Origin of the sequence: Bradyrhizobium sp. LTSP849 (genome assembly GCF_000938255.1) — a bacterium.
Lineage (GTDB): Bacteria > Pseudomonadota > Alphaproteobacteria > Rhizobiales > Xanthobacteraceae > Bradyrhizobium.
The window spans coordinates 582,398-599,414 of record NZ_JYMR01000052.1; the positions used below are offsets into that span (position 1 = coordinate 582,398).

Here is a 17,017-nt window from a genome sequence, read left to right on the forward strand (position 1 = left end):
GGAAGCATCTCAGAAAGGATCGCTTCCCAGCCCCGCCACATCCGCCGGCCTCGGCCCTGGCGCCGGCCAGTGAAACCGCCGATCCTTCTCCGCAATCGCAATATCGTTGATCGACGCCTCTCTCCGCTTCATCAAGCCGTGCTCGTCGAACTCCCACTGCTCGTTGCCGTAGGAGCGATACCAGTGGCCGCCGGCGTCGTGCCACTCGTACTGGAAGCGCACCGCGATGCGGTTGCCGTCGAAGCCCCAGAGGTCCTTGATCAGCCGGTAGTCCTGCTCCTTCGCCCATTTGCGGGTGAGGAATGCGACGATGGCTTCGCGGCCCTGAAAAACTTCCGAGCGGTTGCGCCAGCGGCTGTCCTCGGTATAGGCGAGCGAGACACGCACCGGATCGCGCGAATTCCAGGCATCCTCGGCCATGCGCGCCTTTTGCGCGGCGGTCTCTCTCGTGAACGGCGGAAGTGGCGGGCGCGACATCATGGCCTCATCGGTTGGCGGGGCCGCAAATCTATCGCCGCGAGCGGCGGAGTCGATAGGCTACCGCCTATCGGGCGATCACGAAATCAGATCAGCCTTCATCAGCGTACGGATCGACTTCGGGATCGGCTGGGCGCGACCGCCGCTGATGAAGGCGACACGCACCTCGGCCTTCACCAGCACGTCCTCGCTACGCCGCACCTCCTGCGCCAGCATGATGGAAGCGCCCTTCACCGCGATCGGCCAAGTCACGACATCGAGCACGTCGTCCATCCGCGCAGGCTTGAGGAAGTCCAGGTGCATCGAGCGCACCACGAAGGCGAACCCAGTGTCTTCCGTCGCCGGCTGCTCGAACAACGCCTGCTGCTCGGCGCCCATCAGCCGCAAATGATTGGTCCGCCCGCGCTCCATGAAGCGCAGATAATTGGCGTGATAGACGATGCCGGAAAAATCAGTGTCCTCGTAATAGACCCGAACCTGCATGTGGTGGCGGCCGTCACGGATCTCGCCATCGAGGGAGTATCTCAAGCTACTACTCATGGAATATCAGGGACGACGTCGTGGCGGCACATGGGCATCAATCCGGGTTCCTCCCGCCCCCGCAAGACGGCGTGCGGTCTCCCTCTGAACGAACGACCTCAATGCTTCGTCGACAATGGCAGATGTCTCTGCAACGCCGGCAAACTGTTGCGCCTTTGCGAAAAGTTCATCGTCAATTGAAACCGTAGCTATCATGAGCGCTCCTCTTCATCAGAGGTAGCATCATTTTATCTGGTATTCCATGCCGCTAGGAAACCACCGGCCCCGTCCGCCCCAACGTCACCTCGACGATCTCGGGCGGCACGCCGACGCGGACCGGGACGATGCTGCAACCGAGGCCGCCGGAGATGATGACATCGCATTTCAGCCGGACATGACCATAAGCGAGCCGCAGGCCGTGCTGCGGCGGAACGGCCGGCGACCAGCCGAGCAGGCGGATTTGGCCGCCGTGAGTATGGCCGGACAGTTGCAGCGCGACGCGCGCGGGCACACGCGGCGCGATGTTGGGTTCGTGCGCGAGCAGTATCACCGGCGCGTCGTCGGTGACCTTTGCAAGCGTCGCAGTGAGATCGTCGGCGCCGAATCGCCCCGTGCTTCGGAAGCGCCGTGCCGGCAGAAAAGCGAGCTGATCGCCGAGGCCGGCGAGCCAGAACGGACGGCCATCCTTGCTGAGGCGCACGGCGTCGTTTTCATAGACAGGAATGCCGACCGCCTCCAGCGCGCGATGCGCCACCGTCGGGCCATGGCCGGCCTGCTGCACGAGCTTGTCATCCCAATAGTCATGATTGCCCATGACGGCGTGAACACCGAGCGGCGCCTTCAGGCCGGTCAGCACTTTGGCCCATTCATCGGCCGGGATGATGCGCGTGACATGGTGATGACCGGCGACATAGTCGCCAAGCAACACGATGAGGTCGGCGTTCAACGCGTTGGTGCGATCGACGATGGCCTCGATCCGATCCAGCGACATCCAGGGATCGCAAGCATGAATGTCGGCGATCACGGCGATCTTCAACGGAAAATCCGCCGGCCATTGCCGCGGGGTCGGATGATAGCGGGTGACGCGAAGCCGCAGCACCGGCTCGACGCCGACGCCGTAAGCCGCGGTCGAGACCCCGAGGGCGGAGAGACCGCCGATGGAACGGATGAGATGACGCCGAGAGATCATGGAAGTCCGATCGTGATGCGCTTCCTTGATGCGGCCGGATTGGAGCGGAATTGGGGTGCGCTTGTGCAGACCGTCTGCATAGAGATTACCGGAAGTTCATGACAATCGGCACGCTCTGCGTTCGCGCAGATCAGTCGTCGCTCTCGTCCGTGCCGAACAGGCCGAACTGTGACGCGGCATCGCGCGAGGGCTCGGCTATACCGAGATGGCGGAAGGCGTGCGAGGTGAGCAGGCGGCCGCGCGGGGTGCGCTGGAGATAACCGCACTGGATCAGATAGGGCTCGATGATGTCCTCGATCGCATCGCGCGGCTCGGACAGCGCGGCGGCCATCGTCTCGACGCCGACCGGGCCGCCGCCATAGTTCATCGCAATGGTCGTGAGATAACGTCGGTCCATGGCGTCGAGGCCGGCGGCGTCGACCTCGAGCGCGCTCAGCGCGTGGTCGGCGATCTTGCGGTCGATCGATGTGGCGTCGGCGGCAGAGGCAAAATCGCGCACGCGGCGCAACAGGCGGCCGGCTATGCGCGGCGTGCCGCGGGCGCGGCGCGCGATCTCGTTGGCGCCGTCGGCGCTAATGCCGACATTGAGCACGCGCGCACCGCGCGTGACGATGCTTTCCAGCTCCTCGATCGTATAGAAGTTGAGACGGATCGGAATGCCGAAGCGATCGCGCAAGGGATTGGTCAGCAGGCCGGCGCGCGTAGTCGCGCCAACGAGGGTGAATTTCGACAGCTCGATTTTCACCGAGCGCGCCGCCGGGCCCTCGCCGATGATAAGGTCGAGCTGAAAATCCTCCATCGCGGGATAGAGCACCTCTTCAACCGCCGGGCTGAGGCGATGGATCTCGTCGATGAAGAGCACGTCGCGCTCTTCGAGATTGGTCAGCAGCGCGGCAAGATCGCCGGCCTTGGCGATCACCGGACCTGATGTCGCGCGAAAACCGACGCCGAGCTCCTTGGCCACGATCTGCGCCAGCGTGGTCTTGCCGAGGCCGGGCGGGCCGACGAACAGCACATGATCCAGCGCCTCGCCGCGCTTACGCGCCGCCTCGATGAAGATCGAAAGGTTCTTGCGCGCCTGTTGCTGCCCGACGAAATCGGACAGCGATTGCGGCCGCAGCGCGGTGTCGCCGACATCGTCGCTGCGGCGCTCGGGCGTGACCATGCGATTGGCCTTGGGGTCACTCACTTCGCGAGCTCCTTCAGGCCGAGGCGAATGAGCTGCGCGGTTTCGGCGTTCTCACCGGCACTGCGCGATGCCGATGCGATCGCGGCGGCCGCTTGCGGCTGGCCGTAGCCGAGATTGACCAGCGCGGAGATCGCGTCCGCGACGGGGCGCGGCGCGCGCTGGTCGTCGACGGCGCCGGCGAGACGCACGGCGGCGGGGTCCACATTGGCAAAGGCCGGCGCCTTGTCCTTCAATTCGGTGACGATGCGCTCGGCAACCTTCGGGCCGACGCCGGGCGTGCGCGCCACCGCGGCCTTATCACGCAGCGCAATGGCATTGGCGAGGTCGGAGGGCGCCAGCGTGCCAAGCACAGCCAGCGCAACCTTGGCGCCGACGCCCTGCACGGTCTGGAGCAGGCGAAACCATTCGCGCTCCTGGTCGGAGCGGAAACCGAACAGTTTTATTTGATCCTCGCGGACGTAAGTCTCGATCGACAGCACAGCGGCCTCGCCGGGTGCCGGCAGATGCTGGAGCGTACGCGCCGAGCAATGCACCTGATAGCCGACCCCGCCGACGTCGAGGAGGACGTAATCCTCGCCATAGGAATCGATCAGGCCCTTGAGCTTGCCGATCATATGCCGACCACCTTCAGCCGCAGCGCGGTGCTCTGGCGGTGATGGGCATGCGTAATGGCGATAGCGAGTGCGTCGGCGGCGTCGGCTGACGGCGGATCGGCCTTAGGCAGCAGGATCTTCAGCATCATCGCGATCTGTTGCTTGTCGGCGTGGCCGGCGCCGACCACCGTCTTCTTGACCTGGTTCGGCGCGTATTCAGCGACACTGATGCCGAACATCGCGGGCGCCAGCATGGCGACGCCGCGGGCCTGGCCGAGCTTCAGCGTCGCTACGCCATCCTTGTTGACGAAGGTCTGCTCGACCGCGGCTTCCATCGGCTTGTGGTCGGACAAGATGGCCGCGAGCCCTTCATGGATAGCGAGCAGCCGGCTTGCAAGCGGCAGGTCGTCCGGCGGTTCCACCGAACCGCAGGCGACGTAGATCAAACGGTTGCCGTCGGACTCGATCACGCCCCAGCCAGTGCGGCGCAAGCCGGGGTCGATGCCGATGATGCGAACGGGGCCACGAATCGGAAGCGCAGTCATGCGCCAGTGATAGCGGCTGACTGCTGTGGGGGAAACAGAAACAGAACGGAAGTAACAGGGGAAGTGGGCCCCTACCCGCCCATCTTCGCCATCAGCGCGTCCGACACCTCGAAATTGGCGTAGACGTGCTGGACGTCGTCGTGCTCGTTGAGCAGGTCCATCAGCTTGAGCAGCTTCTCGCCGGTCTCGTCGTCGACCGCGACCGTGTTCTGCGGCTTCCAGATCAGCGCGGCCTTGCGCGGCTCGCCGAATTTGGCTTCCAGCGCCTTGGCGACGTCGCGATAGCTCTCGGTCGAGGCGTAGATCTCGTGGCCGCCTTCGCCAGAGATGACGTCATCCGCGCCCGCCTCGATGCCGGCATCGAGCATCGCGTCGTCGGAGGCGACGCTGCGGTCGTATTCGACGATGCCGGTGCGGTCGAACATGAAGGAGACCGAGCCGGTTTCGCCGAGATTGCCGCCGGACTTGGTGAAGAAGGAGCGGATGTCGGAAGCGGCGCGGTTTCGGTTGTCGGTCAGGGCCTCGACGATGACGGCGACGCCGCCCGGGCCATAGCCCTCGTAGCGGATCTCGTCATAGTTCTCACCATCACTGCCGAGCGCCTTCTTGACCGCGCGCTCGATATTGTCCTTCGGCATGTTCTCCTGGCGCGCCGCGATGATGGCCGCGCGCAGGCGCGGGTTCATGTTGGGGTCGGGCGTGCCGAGCTTGGCGGCGACAGTGATTTCCCGCGCCAGCTTGCCGAACAGCTTCGACTTCTGGGCATCCTGCCGCCCCTTGCGGTGCATGATGTTCTTGAATTGGGAATGTCCGGCCATGCGGGTCTCGTTAAGGAATCGTCAGCCAAGGTGAGGGTGGGAAGCGCGGCCTTATAGGCCGCCAACCCACCGAAATGAAAGAGGCTCTACGACTTTAAGGTAACACCGTAGTGCCCCGTGCCCAAGAGTCAGGCATCGTTAACCCTGATTTCATTCCGGCCTGCGAAAATAGCGTCCACCCGTCTCCCGACAAGAGTGACCTGATGGCGTTCGCATTATTTCGGAAGCGTCAGCCGGATATGGCTGCGCCTGCTCCGACCCCGCTGGCTGCGCCGGCGGCCAATTCAGAGCCCGCCCCCGCCACTGATGGCGATTCGGCCCGGGAAATCCTGGAACTGCTGGAACTCGAGCTCGGCGCCATGATCCGCCAGCTCGAGCGCGCGGCCAATTCGGTGGCCGGCGGCGCCGAAGCGACCGCGGCGACGCTTGCGGACATCCGCCAGCGCACCGACGCGCTGACCGGGCGGACCAATGCCGCACAGTCGAACGCTTCGACCTTTGCCTATGCCGCCGACAAGTTCACCCAATCGGCGCAAGGGATCGGCGCGCAGGTTCGCGAGGCCGGCAAGCTCGCCGATGAGGCCAACGCCGCGGCGCAAGAAGCCCGCGCCAATGTCGACCGCCTGCGCGAGTCCTCGGCCGCGATCGGCAATGTCGTCAATTTGATCGCGCAGATCGCGCGGCAGACCACGCTGCTCGCGCTCAACTCCACCATCGAAGCCGCGCGCGCCGGCGCCGCCGGCAGGGGCTTTGCTGTAGTCGCCACCGAGGTCAAGGCGCTCGCGGTGCAGACCCAGGGCGCGACCGAAGAGATATCCAGAAAGATCGACGCGCTCCAGCGCGATGCCGCAGGCTCAGCCGATGCCGTGCATCGCATCTCGCAGGCGATCGAGGCGATCCGCCCGGTGTTCGACACCGTCAACGGCGCGGTGGCCGAACAGAACGCCACCACCAGCGAGGTCTCCGGCAACGCGGCGAGCGCGTCGGACTTCATCATCTCGGTCGGCGAGAGCGCCGCCGAGATCGACGCCGCGACCAAGGCGGCCGAGACCCATGGCGAGGACGTCGCCAGCGCCGGCAAGGCTGTGACCACCTTCGCGCAGAAGCTGAAATCGCGCTGCGCGGTGCTGCTCAAGCAGAGCGAGCACGACGATCGCCGCAAGACCGAGCGGCTGCCCTGCCATCTCAAGCTCGAAACCACGCGCGGCGTATTGCCCATCTATGAGATCGCGATGGACGGCGTGCTGATCGGCGGCGCGGACGCAGGCCGGTTCGCGCCGCAGACGATCATCGACGGTACCCTCGAAGGCATCGGCGCCTGCCGCCTGCGCGTGATCGAGCAGTCCAAGACCGGCGCCCGCACGCAATTCGTCAGCCCCAACGCCGAACTCCGCGAGAAGGTCGAAGACAAGCTCTGGTCGATCCACGAAGAGAATACCGAGCTCGTCACCCGCGCCATGGAGGCGGGCAACGCACTCACCAAGCTCTTCGAGCAGGCGGTTGCGCGCGGCGAGGTCAGGATCGACGACCTCTTCGACACCGACTACGCGGAAATCGCCGGCACCAATCCGCAGCAATACCGCACCAAATATCTGGACTGGGCAGACCGCACATTGTCGCCCTTCCAGGAAGCCTTTCTCGTCAAGGAGCCGCGCCTGGCGTTCTGCGCCATGGTCGACCGCAACGGCTTCCTGCCGGTGCACAACAAGATCTATTCGCATCCGCAGCGGCCGGGCGACGCGGCTTGGAACACGGCGAACTGCCGCAACCGGCGCATCTTCAACGATCCGGCGGGGTTGGCCGCCGCGCGCAACCTGCGCTCGTATCTGATCCAGAGCTATGCGCGCGACATGGGCAAAGGCAATACGGTGATGATGCGCGAGATCGACGTCCCGATCCGCGTGCAGGGCCGGCACTGGGGCGGATTCCGCACGGCTTACAAGCTTTAGTGCACGCTCAGGCAAGACGCCGGACGCGAATCACCTTCAACGTTGGAATTGGAATGGGAATGCCGCGGAGAGCCGGCGAACGGCTCTGACTGGAGAAAGCCCAAGCATGTCCCTCGCGCAGCTTGCAGTCATGGACACCGGATCGAACCGGACGCTGGCCGAACGCCTGATCGACCAGCTCGCCGACCGCATCGGCGGTCTCGGCGTCGAGCTTGCCGACATCGCCGGCAACGTCCAGGAGGTCGCAAACCGCGTCGTGAGCCAGTCGGAGCGGTTCCATCACCTTCAGGAGACGGCGGAGACCATGGTCTCCGCCAACCACGACATCGCCAATGCCTCGCAGGCGGTGCAGTCGACCACGTCGGCCGCCGTCGGTGAGATCGCCCAGTCACGCAACGCGGTCGACGCCGCGGTCAGCCACATCGCCGAGCTCGTCGCGGCGGTGGAGCGGATCGAAGCGCGCTTGAGCGCCGTCGGCTCGGCGCTGGCCCAGGTCGCAAAGGTGTCCGGCTCGATCGAGGCGATCGCCAAGCAGACCAATCTGCTCGCGCTCAACGCCACCATCGAAGCGGCGCGCGCCGGCAATGCCGGCCGCGGTTTTGCGGTGGTCGCGAGCGAGGTGAAGAACCTTGCGGAGGCCACCCGCCAGGCCACGCACCAGATCTCCGACACCGTGCGCGATCTCGACGGCCAGATCGAAGGCCTGATCGGCGAAAGCAGTGACGCCTCGCAGCGCGCGAAGACCGCCGGCGAAGGCGCCCAGCAGATCTCCGGCATCATCTCGCGCGTGCAGCAGGGCTTTGCCTCGGTGGAAGCCGAGATCGACAGCGTCACGCGCGCCGCGACCTCCAATCTCGGCCATTGCGATACTGTCATCAGCGAGCTCAACGAGCTCGCCAAGGGCGTCGACCTTTCCTCGCGCGATCTCAAGAACGCCGATCAGCGGGTGACCAAGCTGCTCGACACCTCCGAAGGCCTGATCGCGCTGATCGCCGACAGCGGCGTAGAGACATCGGACGCGCCCTTGATACGCGCCGTCGTGGATACCGCGAAGCGGATCTCGGGCGAGTTCGAGGCCGCGATCGATCGCGGCGAGATCACGCTCGATCAGCTCATGGACGAGACCTATCGGGAGATCGCGGGCACCGATCCCAAGCAATACCTCACTAGCTACGTCGAATTCACTGACCGCGTGCTGCCCGCGATCCAGGACCCGATCCAGAAATCCGATCCCCGCATCGTGTTCTGCGTCGCCTGGGCCAAGGGCGGCTATCTGCCGACGCACAATCCGAACTATCGCCTGCCCCAGGGCAAGGATCCGGTCTGGAATAACGCCAATTGCCGCAACCGCCGGCTGTTCACCGATCGCGCGGTGAAAAAGGTCGCCGCGAACACAAAGCCCTTCCTGCTCCAGACCTATCGCCGCGACATGGGCGGCGGGCAATTCGTGCTGATGAAGGATTTGTCGTCACCGATCCTGGTCCGCGGCAAGCACTGGGGCGCCTTCCGGATGGGGTTCCGGCAGAGCTGATGACCGCAACGACGCGCCTCGCGCGACGGCGCTCTCGCCTCCCTGAATCAAAAACGTAGAAAACAACCCCATGCACAGTAGCCGGGGCGTGCGGAATCAATAGCTTAGCACCTGATGGGATGAGACCCGCCTAGCGCCCCCACGGAGGCGCGTTCGCTCCCCCCAGGCTGTGCAAAAACCTGATCAGGAGATGGCGCCGCCACGACCGCTGTCTGGTAAGCCGACCTCCTGAAATTCGCTTGGGGGGTGGAAAGGGGACGTCGAAGCCCTTGCCGCTTCCGGACCTCGGATTATGACTTAGCCCGCGTGGATTCTCATGGACGGGCCCCGGGCAAGCAGCACCGCTGACAGTAGACAGTAAATCCATTACTGCTCCTTCTTGAACAGGTCCTGGAAGATCAGCTGGCCCCAAGTGCGGCCGCGTGCGTGCACCAGCGCGCCACCCTCGTTGAGCTTTCCCAGCTTGACGGGTGCGAACCCGAGTTGTTTGGCCAAGGCCGCCACGGGAGCGGTCGCGTCCTCGTCGTCGCTCGACAGGAAGACGACGCGGTGGCCGCCCTCGACGATCGGATCGGCAGCCAGTTTGGCCGCACCCAGGTGATTGAAACCCTTCACGAGCTTGGCACCGGTGAACGCCTTCGCGACGACGGCGGAGGACAGAAGACCGTCCAGCTCTTCTCCAAACCCGTTGGTCGCGTCGATGATCGTCTTGCCTCTCCAACTCGGCAGGGCCTTCGCAACCTCGCGATGCTCTCCGAACGGGACCGCCAGGATGATGGTGTCGGCCTCGAGTGCTTCCCGCAGCGACTTGGCGACGACCGTGGGTCCAATCGCCCGAGCCTGTGGCGCCAACGCCTCGGGCGGCCGGCGGCTCGCGACTGTTACGTCGATGTTCTTACGGGCGAAGGCGTGGGCGAGGGCCTGGCCTATCTTGCCGAATCCTACAATTGCGTAGCTCATAATGCTTCTCCGATTTCGTGTTGATATTGATTGCCCCGAGCCTTCAGATGGCCGAGAAGCCGCCGTCGACAGACAACTCCACCCCATTCACGAAGCTGGAATCGTCCGAAGCCAGAAACAGCGCGACCGCCGCGATTTCCTCGGGACGACCCATCGTTCCACTGGGGATCAGCGACTCGAACATCCGCTTCGCTTCCTCGGTGAGAACCTGGTCCTGCATCGGTGTGGCGATCGGCCCCGGGCTCAGCACGTTCACCCGGATATTCCTGCCCTTCAGTTCGTTGAGCCACGTGCGTGCGAACGAGCGCAACGCCGCCTTGCTCGCCGCATACACGCCGTAACCGGGAAAACCTTTCACCGAAGCAACCGACCCGGTCATGAAGATCGATCCGCCATCGCGGAACAGCGGCAACGCCTTCTGAACCGTAAACAGCGCGCCGCGCGTGTTCAGGCCGAAGGCCGCATCGAAATGCTGCTCGGTAATCTCACCCAATGGGACGGCTTCGCCCATGCCGGCGCTCGCGTACAGGACGTCGATCTTGCCCTTGTCGCGCTTGACCGTATCAAACAGGCGGTCGAGGTCGTCGAGATTGGCCGCGTCACCGCGCACGCCGGTCACGTTCCGGCCAATCAGCTTGACGGCCTCGTCGAGCGCCTCCTGCCTCCGGCCCGTGATGAAGACATAGGCGCCTTCTTCAACGAACCGCTTGGCGCTCGCCAGCGCCATGCCGCTCGATCCACCCGTGACGACTGCAACCTTACCCTCAAGCTTTCCCATGACTTCTCCTTTCGTGGTGTCGGGACAGCATCTGCCCCCGAGAGCCTCGACATGGGTCTGCCGGCGTCAGGCGTTGAGTGCGGAAGCGCGCACATCGGTGGTGCGAAATCGAACCGGATGGGCGGCTGACGCCAGCCGCGATGATCGGCGTCCGCCGTTCGGAATTGGGCCGCGCTTGTCGGCATAGGCTATGATGACCGCCCGTGCTGCTGTTCGATGTGCTAGATGCGGGCTTTGGAAGGCGCACCGCGCGGTGCGGGATTGCACCATGATCGACTGGGATGACGTTCGCTACTTTCTTGCCGTCGCGCGCGGGGGCTCGGTGCGGGCTGCCGCCGAGCGCCTCGGTGTGAACCACGCGACCGTGCTGCGACGCATCGCCCAACTCGAGGAACGCCTCGGGGTCCAGATGTTCGAAAAGCTGCCTTCGGGCTACCGCCTGACGGCTGCGGGCGAGGAGGTCCTCGAATTCGCGGACCAGATGGAAGCGTCGTCGCACCAGCTGGAGACGCGCGTCTTCGGGCGTGATCAGAGCGTGCGCGGGCGTCTGCGGGTGACGCTGGCGCCGCCGCTTGCGACACACCTGCTCATGCCGGACTTCGCCGATTTCGCGCGTCTGCATCCGGACATCGAGATGGACATCCTGTCGTTCGGCGAGCTGGCAAATCTGACCAACCGGGAGGCCGACGCCGCGATCCGCGTCGTCTACGACCGCAAAACCCTACCGCTCAATCTTCACGGCCTGAAGGGACCGGAGCTGTTCGGCGGTGTCTACATGTCCAGGGATCGACTAGCTGCGTGGCGTGCGGGCGCGCCTGATCCCATCCGGTGGATCGTCATCAGCATTCATGGGATTCCGGATTGGGCGAGCGAGGGTGAGGTTCGCATCACGGGGGTTCCATTCAGGACCAGTGACGCCGGGGCACAGATCGTCGCTGTACGGCAAGGGCTCGGGATCACGACACTGCCGTGCTTCGTCGGCGATGCCGACCCCCTGCTGGTGAGGGTGCCGGGCACCGACCTGCACATGTACGGAACGCTCTGGCTTCTCACACAGGGCGAGACACGCAAGACAAAGCGCGTGCGGCTCTTCACGGAGTTCGTATCCCGCAGGCTCGCCGCGTACGCGCCGCTTCTCGCGGGGCTGTCCGTATCGCGCGACTAACGCGCAGCAGGTCGCCGGCGACGCTTGCGACACCATCCGCTGTCCGGCCGGAGAGACCCTTCGTCCGTCTGGTCTACACATCCGGAACCGGGCGATCCGATATCGCACGTCGGCCTGCCCGAGCTGCAGGTTGAAGCCGCGATGTACGCCCGGTGTCCAGCGCACCATCCATAGGTTGGTCGATCTGGGCGCTCTGGACCGAATGGAGGCGAGAATTTGCGCCGACCCCAGCTTGATGACGATCCGACGATGTACCGTTGAGCGCCCCGCAAGGGGGGAGGGAACGGAAAGAGCTGTGCCGTCGGCCGAACTCGACCAGACTTCAACCCATCACGCTGCAGGCGCCTGGTGTAGCCGTTGACCCGTCGGGCAAAACAGGAGCACGATGCCATCATCGGGCACGTTGGCTTTTTGCGTCATTGCGATTGATATCGTCAGGCGCGATGTCCTCGCTCGCACCCGACTTTCCCAATCGCACGAATTTCGTCATCGCATGATTTTGCGCATTCGCACGATCATCTGCGGCCGTCACCAGCGCATCTGACGAAAACGCGTCAAAACATGACGATTATCATCTCAATTAGCCCAAAAGCGTAGCACGTAGCGCCGCACAAAGTCGTGAACGTCATGGCCTGACGCGTCAGTCGCGCAAATATGCATTGCTGAAATTTCGATGCTTCATCGTTTGCATCGGTATAATTGTGGTCGCGCCAATTCGCCGACCTGATCGCCGTAAGCGATCGCCAGGCAAGGAGATGCATATGGCAACTGTTCTCACCATCAACGGCGAGACGAAATCCTTCGATGCGCCGCCCGAAATGCCGCTGCTCTGGGTGCTGCGCGACATCCTGGGGATGACCGGCACCAAATTCGGCTGCGGCATCGCGCAATGCGGCGCCTGCACGGTGCATGTCGACGGCAAGGCCGTGCGCTCCTGCGTGCTGCCGGTCAGCGCGGTCGCAAACCGCGCGATCACCACCATCGAACATGTCGGCACCACGCCGTCGGGCGCGAAGGTCCAGAAGGCCTGGCTCGATGCCGAAGTGATCCAGTGCGGCTATTGCCAATCCGGCCAGATCATGTCGGCCGCGGCGTTGCTGGCGGCAACGCCCAACCCTGACGATTCCGACATCGACGCCGCGATGGCCGGCAACATTTGCCGCTGCGGCACCTATGTGCGCATCCGCGAGGCCATCAAGCTGGCCGCCTCCGGCCGTCAGTCGTGAGGCCCGCTATGATCACAGAGAAGACTCTTCCGAACGTTTCCCGCCGCACGCTGCTGACCGGCGGTCTCGCCACCGGTTTCCTGCTTGCCTTCCATCTGCCGTTGCGCGCCGCCGTCAACGAGCCGGTTCAGCGCGATGCGACCGACGGCAAGTTCGCACCCAACGCCTTCATCCGCATCGACGAGACCGGCCGCACCGTTCTCATGATGCCGCAGGTCGAAATGGGCCAGGGCACCTACACCTCGATCTCGGCAGTGCTCGCCGAGGAGCTCGACGCCGACTGGAGCAAGGTCGAGGTGCAGCACGCCCCGCCCAACGACAAGCTCTACGCCAATCCGACCTTCGGCCTCCAGGTCACCGGCAACTCCAACTCGATCCGCGCATGGTGGATGCCGCTGCGCAAGGCCGGCGCCACCGCGCGCGCGATGCTGGTGCAGGCCGCGGCCAGCCAATGGGGCGTTGACGCCGCAAGCTGCACGGCATCAAAGGGCGAGGTCGCGCATGCCGCAAGCGGCCGCAAGCTCGGCTATGGCGAGTTGGCGCTCGCCGCGCAGGGCCAGACGCCGCCCAAGGACGCCGCGGTCAAGGACCCCAAGGACTTCGTCCTCATCGGCCAGCCGCTGAAGCGACTCGACACGCCGGACAAGGTCAACGGCAAGGCGCTCTACGGCATCGACGCGATCCTGCCCGGGATGAAGATCGCCGCGATAGCCAATTGCCCGGTATTCGGCGGCAAGGTCGGGAAGGTCGACGACAGCGCCGCGATGAAAATTGCCGGCGTGCGCAAGGTTGTCGTGCTCGACGACGCCGTCGCCGTGATCGGTGATCACATGTGGGCGGCAAAGAAAGGTCTCGAAGCGCTCAAGATCGAGTGGAACGAAGGCCCGCACGCAGGGATCAGTACCAAAGACATCTGGCAGGACCTGCGCGATGCCAGCGCCAAGGATGGAGTGGTCGCGAAGTCCACCGGCGACATCGCCAAGGCGCTCGCAACCGGCGACAAGTTCGAGGCAAGCTTCGAACTGCCGTTCCTCGCGCACGCCTCGATGGAGCCGATCAACGCCACCGTCCACGTCAGGCCGGATGCCTGCGAGATCTGGACCGGCACGCAGATCATGACGCGCGTGCAATCGGAGGCCGCGAAGGCGGCCGGCGTTCCCGCTGACAAGGTGATCGTCAACCAGCACCTGCTCGGCGGCGGCTTTGGGCGCAAGCTCGAGCCGGACATGGTGGTCGCGGCGGTGAAGATCGCCAGGCAGGTCGACTATCCCGTCAAGGTGATATGGACCCGCGAGGAGGACATCCAGCACGACGTCTACCGCCCGGTCTATCGCGACCAGGTCACGGCAACGCTGGTCGACGGCAAGGTCGCGGCCTGGAAGTACAAGATCGCGGGCTCGGCGATCCTGGCGCGCTGGCTGCCGCCGGCGTTCCAGAAGGGCATCGACATCGACGCGATCGATGCCGCGGTCGATGCGCCCTACGACTTCGCCAACTTCCACGTCGAATATGTCCGTGCTGAACCGCCGGCGGTGCCGACCGGCTTCTGGCGTGGCGTCGGTCCGAACAACAACGTGTTCGCCATCGAATGCGCGATGGATGAGCTGGCGCGCAAAGCCGGCAAGGATCCGATCGACTTCCGGAAGTCCATGCTGACCAAGAACCCGCGCATGCTCTCCGTGCTCAACCAAGTGGCTGAAAAATCCGGCTGGGGCCAGCCGCTGCCGGCGCGCGTCGGCCGCGGCGTTTGCGTACAGCCGTCATTCGCGAGCTTCATCGCGACCGTGGTGGAAGCGGAGATCGACGACATCGGCGAGATCGTGCTCCGCCGCATCACCTCGGTCGTCGACACCGGCATCGCCGTCAACCCCGATACGGTAAAGGCGCAGATCGAGGGCGGATTGATTTTCGGCCTCACCGCCGCACTCTATGGCGAAATCACCATCGACAAGGGTCGCGTGCAGCAGTCGAACTTCCACGACTACCGCATGATGCGCATCAACGAGACGCCGAAGATCGACGTCACCGTGGTCAAGAGCGGCGAAGCGCCCGGCGGCATCGGTGAGGCCGGCGTCAACGCCGGACCGCCGGCGCTGCGCAACGCGATTTACGCCGCAACCGGCGTGGCGCTGCGGCGCCTGCCGATCGACCGCAAACTCCTGGCTGCCGGGAGGAAGGCATGAGCAAGACAATGCGCATCCTCGCAAGCCTGGTCGTGATCGCCATCGTCGCGGTGGCGCTCGGCGTCTGGATCATCCGCGGGCCCGGCCCGCTCGATTTCGCCAGCGGCACCAAGGTGGCACTGGCGGATTATCGCGCCGGCAAGCCGACAGGCGTGCCGGCTTCGCTGGAGAAGGCGAGCCTGGTCGAACGCGGTGAATATCTGGCGAAAGCGGCCGACTGCATGGTCTGCCATACCAAGCCCGGCGACAAGGAATACTCCGGCGGGCTCGGCTTCAAGCTGCCGTTCGGCACGCTCTATTCGACCAACATCACGCCGGACAAGGACACCGGCATCGGCAATTACAGCGACCAGGATTTCCTCAACGCGGTCCAGCATGGCAAGCGCCATGACGGCGCGCGGCTCTACCCGGCAATGCCGTACACGTCCTACACTTTCATGACCGACGAGGACGTGCTGGCGGTGAAGGCCTATCTGTTCAGCCTGCCGGCGGTGGCCGCAAAGGCGCCGGAGAACACGCTGTCGTTCCCGTTCAACCAGCGCTGGGCGATGATGTTCTGGTCGGCCGTGTTCAATCCGGACACGCGCTTTGCGCCTGATGCCTCGAAGAGCCCGGAGTGGAATCGCGGCGCGTATCTCGCCGAAGCGCTGGCGCATTGCGGCGAGTGCCACACGCCGCGCAATCTCGGCTTTGCGCTCGACAACCGCAAGAAGTTCGCCGGCGCCATCACCGCCGGCTGGCACGCCTTCAACATCTCCTCCGACAAGGCGACCGGTCTCGGCAATTGGCGCGACGAGGATCTGATCGCCTATCTGTCGCTCGGCCACGCGCCGGGCCATGGCTCGGCCTCGGGTCCGATGGGCGAAGCCGTCGACCACAGCTTCAGCCAGTTCGCCCCCGAAGACATCCGCGGCATCGTTGCGTATCTGCGCAGCGTGCCGCCCGTGCCCTCGCCCGACCTTCCGGCCGGCACCGCGCCGATCGCGCCCGCCTCGCACAAGGACGGCGTGACGGCGGATGCCCGCGGCAAGAAGGTGTTCGCCAGCGCCTGCGCCAGCTGCCACGGCTGGAGCGGCGAAAGCCCGGTGTCGCCGATGGCGACGCTGACCGGCACCTGGGCCGTCAACGACCCCGCCGCCACCAACGTCGCGCAGATCGTGCTCTCCGGCACCAAGCGCCACACGCCCGACAGCGCACTCTCGATGCCGGCGTTCGGCAATGCGTATAGCGACGACGAGATCGCAGCCGTGGCGAACTACGTGACGGCGCGGTTCGGTGCAAAGGGCTCGAAGCTGACGGCGAAGGATGTTGCGGAGTTGCGGGAGCAGACGGCGGAGTGAATCTCTCGCGGCGAACACCACTGCCCCTTCTCCCCTTGCGGGAGAAGGTGGCGCGAAGCGCCGGATGAGGGGTATCTATCCGCGAACGCAATAGGCAATTTCGCGCGCGGATAGATACCCCTCACCCGTCCCGCCGCTTACGCGGCGAGCCACCCTCTCCCGCAAGGAGGGCTTTGCACAGAGGGGCGAGCGGGCGCTTGAGGTGCGTCGCGGGCTTTTTTGATGTCAGCCCGCTACAGTGAGCGGCATTTTGCTCATTTCATCCCCTGTTGTCCTCTGTTTTTTCATGCGGAGACGGACTCCTGGCGTTGTGCGGCCAATGCGCCGGCCGCACGCCGTAGGTTGTAGGCGCAGCAGGCCAGCACGATGTGCACCTGATTGCGCTCGAAGTTGAAGAAGCGCATCCGCCGGAGACCATAATGCTCCTTGAACACGGCGTACGGACGCTCGACGGCGGCGCGCACCTTGGCGATTAGTTTGTTGCGCAGCTTCTGCCGCGGCGGCAGTTCGGGATGATGCTTGTTGGGCCGATGCATCAGGCGGTCCTTGATGCCA

17 protein-coding genes are annotated in these 17,017 nt (G+C 64.8%); 6 read left to right on the top strand and 11 right to left on the bottom strand.

From position 1 onward, the window contains the following. Positions 1 to 9: 9 nt before the first annotated feature. The 8 genes from UB31_RS33535 to UB31_RS33565 form a co-directional block, all read right to left on the bottom strand. Positions 10 to 477: a nuclear transport factor 2 family protein gene (locus UB31_RS33535; RefSeq protein WP_045013948.1), complete on the bottom strand. Its 468-nt coding sequence runs from the start codon at positions 475 to 477 to the stop codon at positions 10 to 12. A 78-nt stretch (positions 478 to 555) separates the two neighbouring features. Next, a complete protein-coding gene (gene ybgC / locus UB31_RS33540; protein ID WP_045002800.1) occupies positions 556 to 960 on the bottom strand; it encodes a tol-pal system-associated acyl-CoA thioesterase in 405 nt (134 codons plus the stop codon). A 63-nt stretch (positions 961 to 1,023) separates the two neighbouring features. After that, a complete protein-coding gene (locus UB31_RS40860) occupies positions 1,024 to 1,212 on the bottom strand; it encodes a type II toxin-antitoxin system VapB family antitoxin (protein ID WP_082078712.1) in 189 nt (62 codons plus the stop codon). Positions 1,213 to 1,264: 52 nt separating this feature from the next. After that, positions 1,265 to 2,185, bottom strand: coding sequence for a metallophosphoesterase (locus tag UB31_RS33545; RefSeq protein ID WP_045013892.1), 921 nt, complete (start codon positions 2,183 to 2,185; stop codon positions 1,265 to 1,267). 130 nt (positions 2,186 to 2,315) lie between these two features. After that, positions 2,316 to 3,374 carry a Holliday junction branch migration DNA helicase RuvB gene (ruvB, locus tag UB31_RS33550; RefSeq protein WP_045013893.1) on the bottom strand — a complete coding sequence of 353 codons (1,059 nt, stop codon included), beginning with the start codon at positions 3,372 to 3,374 and terminating at the stop codon, positions 2,316 to 2,318. Then, positions 3,371 to 3,988: a Holliday junction branch migration protein RuvA gene (ruvA, locus tag UB31_RS33555; protein ID WP_045013894.1), complete on the bottom strand. Its 618-nt coding sequence runs from the start codon at positions 3,986 to 3,988 to the stop codon at positions 3,371 to 3,373. The genes ruvB and ruvA overlap by 4 nt, the downstream gene beginning before the upstream one ends. Next, positions 3,985 to 4,512: a crossover junction endodeoxyribonuclease RuvC gene (gene ruvC / locus UB31_RS33560; protein ID WP_045013895.1), complete on the bottom strand. Its 528-nt coding sequence runs from the start codon at positions 4,510 to 4,512 to the stop codon at positions 3,985 to 3,987. Before ruvC ends, ruvA begins: the two co-directional genes overlap by 4 nt. A 71-nt stretch (positions 4,513 to 4,583) precedes the next feature. Next, entirely contained in the window at positions 4,584 to 5,330 is a 747-nt protein-coding gene (locus tag UB31_RS33565; protein ID WP_045013896.1) for a YebC/PmpR family DNA-binding transcriptional regulator, read from the bottom strand. 203 nt (positions 5,331 to 5,533) lie between these two features. Here UB31_RS33565 and UB31_RS33570 point away from each other — a divergent pair, with 203 nt between their 5' ends. After that, positions 5,534 to 7,279 (top strand): methyl-accepting chemotaxis protein, encoded by a 1,746-nt coding sequence (locus UB31_RS33570; protein WP_045013897.1) that lies wholly within the window; start codon positions 5,534 to 5,536, stop codon positions 7,277 to 7,279. 106 nt (positions 7,280 to 7,385) lie between these two features. Continuing rightward, a complete protein-coding gene (locus tag UB31_RS33575) occupies positions 7,386 to 8,810 on the top strand; it encodes a methyl-accepting chemotaxis protein (RefSeq protein ID WP_045013898.1) in 1,425 nt (474 codons plus the stop codon). Between the two features lie 366 nt (positions 8,811 to 9,176). Here UB31_RS33575 and UB31_RS33580 read toward each other — a convergent pair whose 3' ends face one another. After that, positions 9,177 to 9,770: an NADPH-dependent F420 reductase gene (locus tag UB31_RS33580; protein ID WP_045013899.1), complete on the bottom strand. Its 594-nt coding sequence runs from the start codon at positions 9,768 to 9,770 to the stop codon at positions 9,177 to 9,179. Positions 9,771 to 9,813: 43 nt separating this feature from the next. Continuing rightward, positions 9,814 to 10,548 (bottom strand): SDR family NAD(P)-dependent oxidoreductase, encoded by a 735-nt coding sequence (locus UB31_RS33585; RefSeq protein WP_045013900.1) that lies wholly within the window; start codon positions 10,546 to 10,548, stop codon positions 9,814 to 9,816. A 268-nt stretch (positions 10,549 to 10,816) separates the two neighbouring features. On the opposite strand from UB31_RS33585, the gene UB31_RS33590 reads away from it, so the two are divergent. From UB31_RS33590 to UB31_RS33610, 4 genes are all read left to right on the top strand, one after another. Continuing rightward, the gene (locus UB31_RS33590) at positions 10,817 to 11,713 is read left to right on the top strand and encodes a LysR family transcriptional regulator (protein ID WP_045013901.1); all 897 of its coding nucleotides are present in this window, start codon (positions 10,817 to 10,819) and stop codon (positions 11,711 to 11,713) included. A 761-nt stretch (positions 11,714 to 12,474) separates the two neighbouring features. After that, positions 12,475 to 12,939: a (2Fe-2S)-binding protein gene (locus UB31_RS33600; protein ID WP_197087180.1), complete on the top strand. Its 465-nt coding sequence runs from the start codon at positions 12,475 to 12,477 to the stop codon at positions 12,937 to 12,939. An 8-nt stretch (positions 12,940 to 12,947) separates the two neighbouring features. Then, positions 12,948 to 15,122 (top strand): xanthine dehydrogenase family protein molybdopterin-binding subunit, encoded by a 2,175-nt coding sequence (locus UB31_RS33605; RefSeq protein WP_045013902.1) that lies wholly within the window; start codon positions 12,948 to 12,950, stop codon positions 15,120 to 15,122. Beyond that, entirely contained in the window at positions 15,119 to 16,462 is a 1,344-nt protein-coding gene (locus UB31_RS33610; RefSeq protein WP_045013903.1) for a c-type cytochrome, read from the top strand. Before UB31_RS33605 ends, UB31_RS33610 begins: the two co-directional genes overlap by 4 nt. A gap of 284 nt (positions 16,463 to 16,746) precedes the next feature. Here UB31_RS33610 and UB31_RS33615 read toward each other — a convergent pair. Continuing rightward, positions 16,747 to 17,017, bottom strand: a 271-nt coding sequence (locus tag UB31_RS33615) for a transposase (protein WP_045009670.1), incomplete at its 5' end; no start/stop codon positions are given.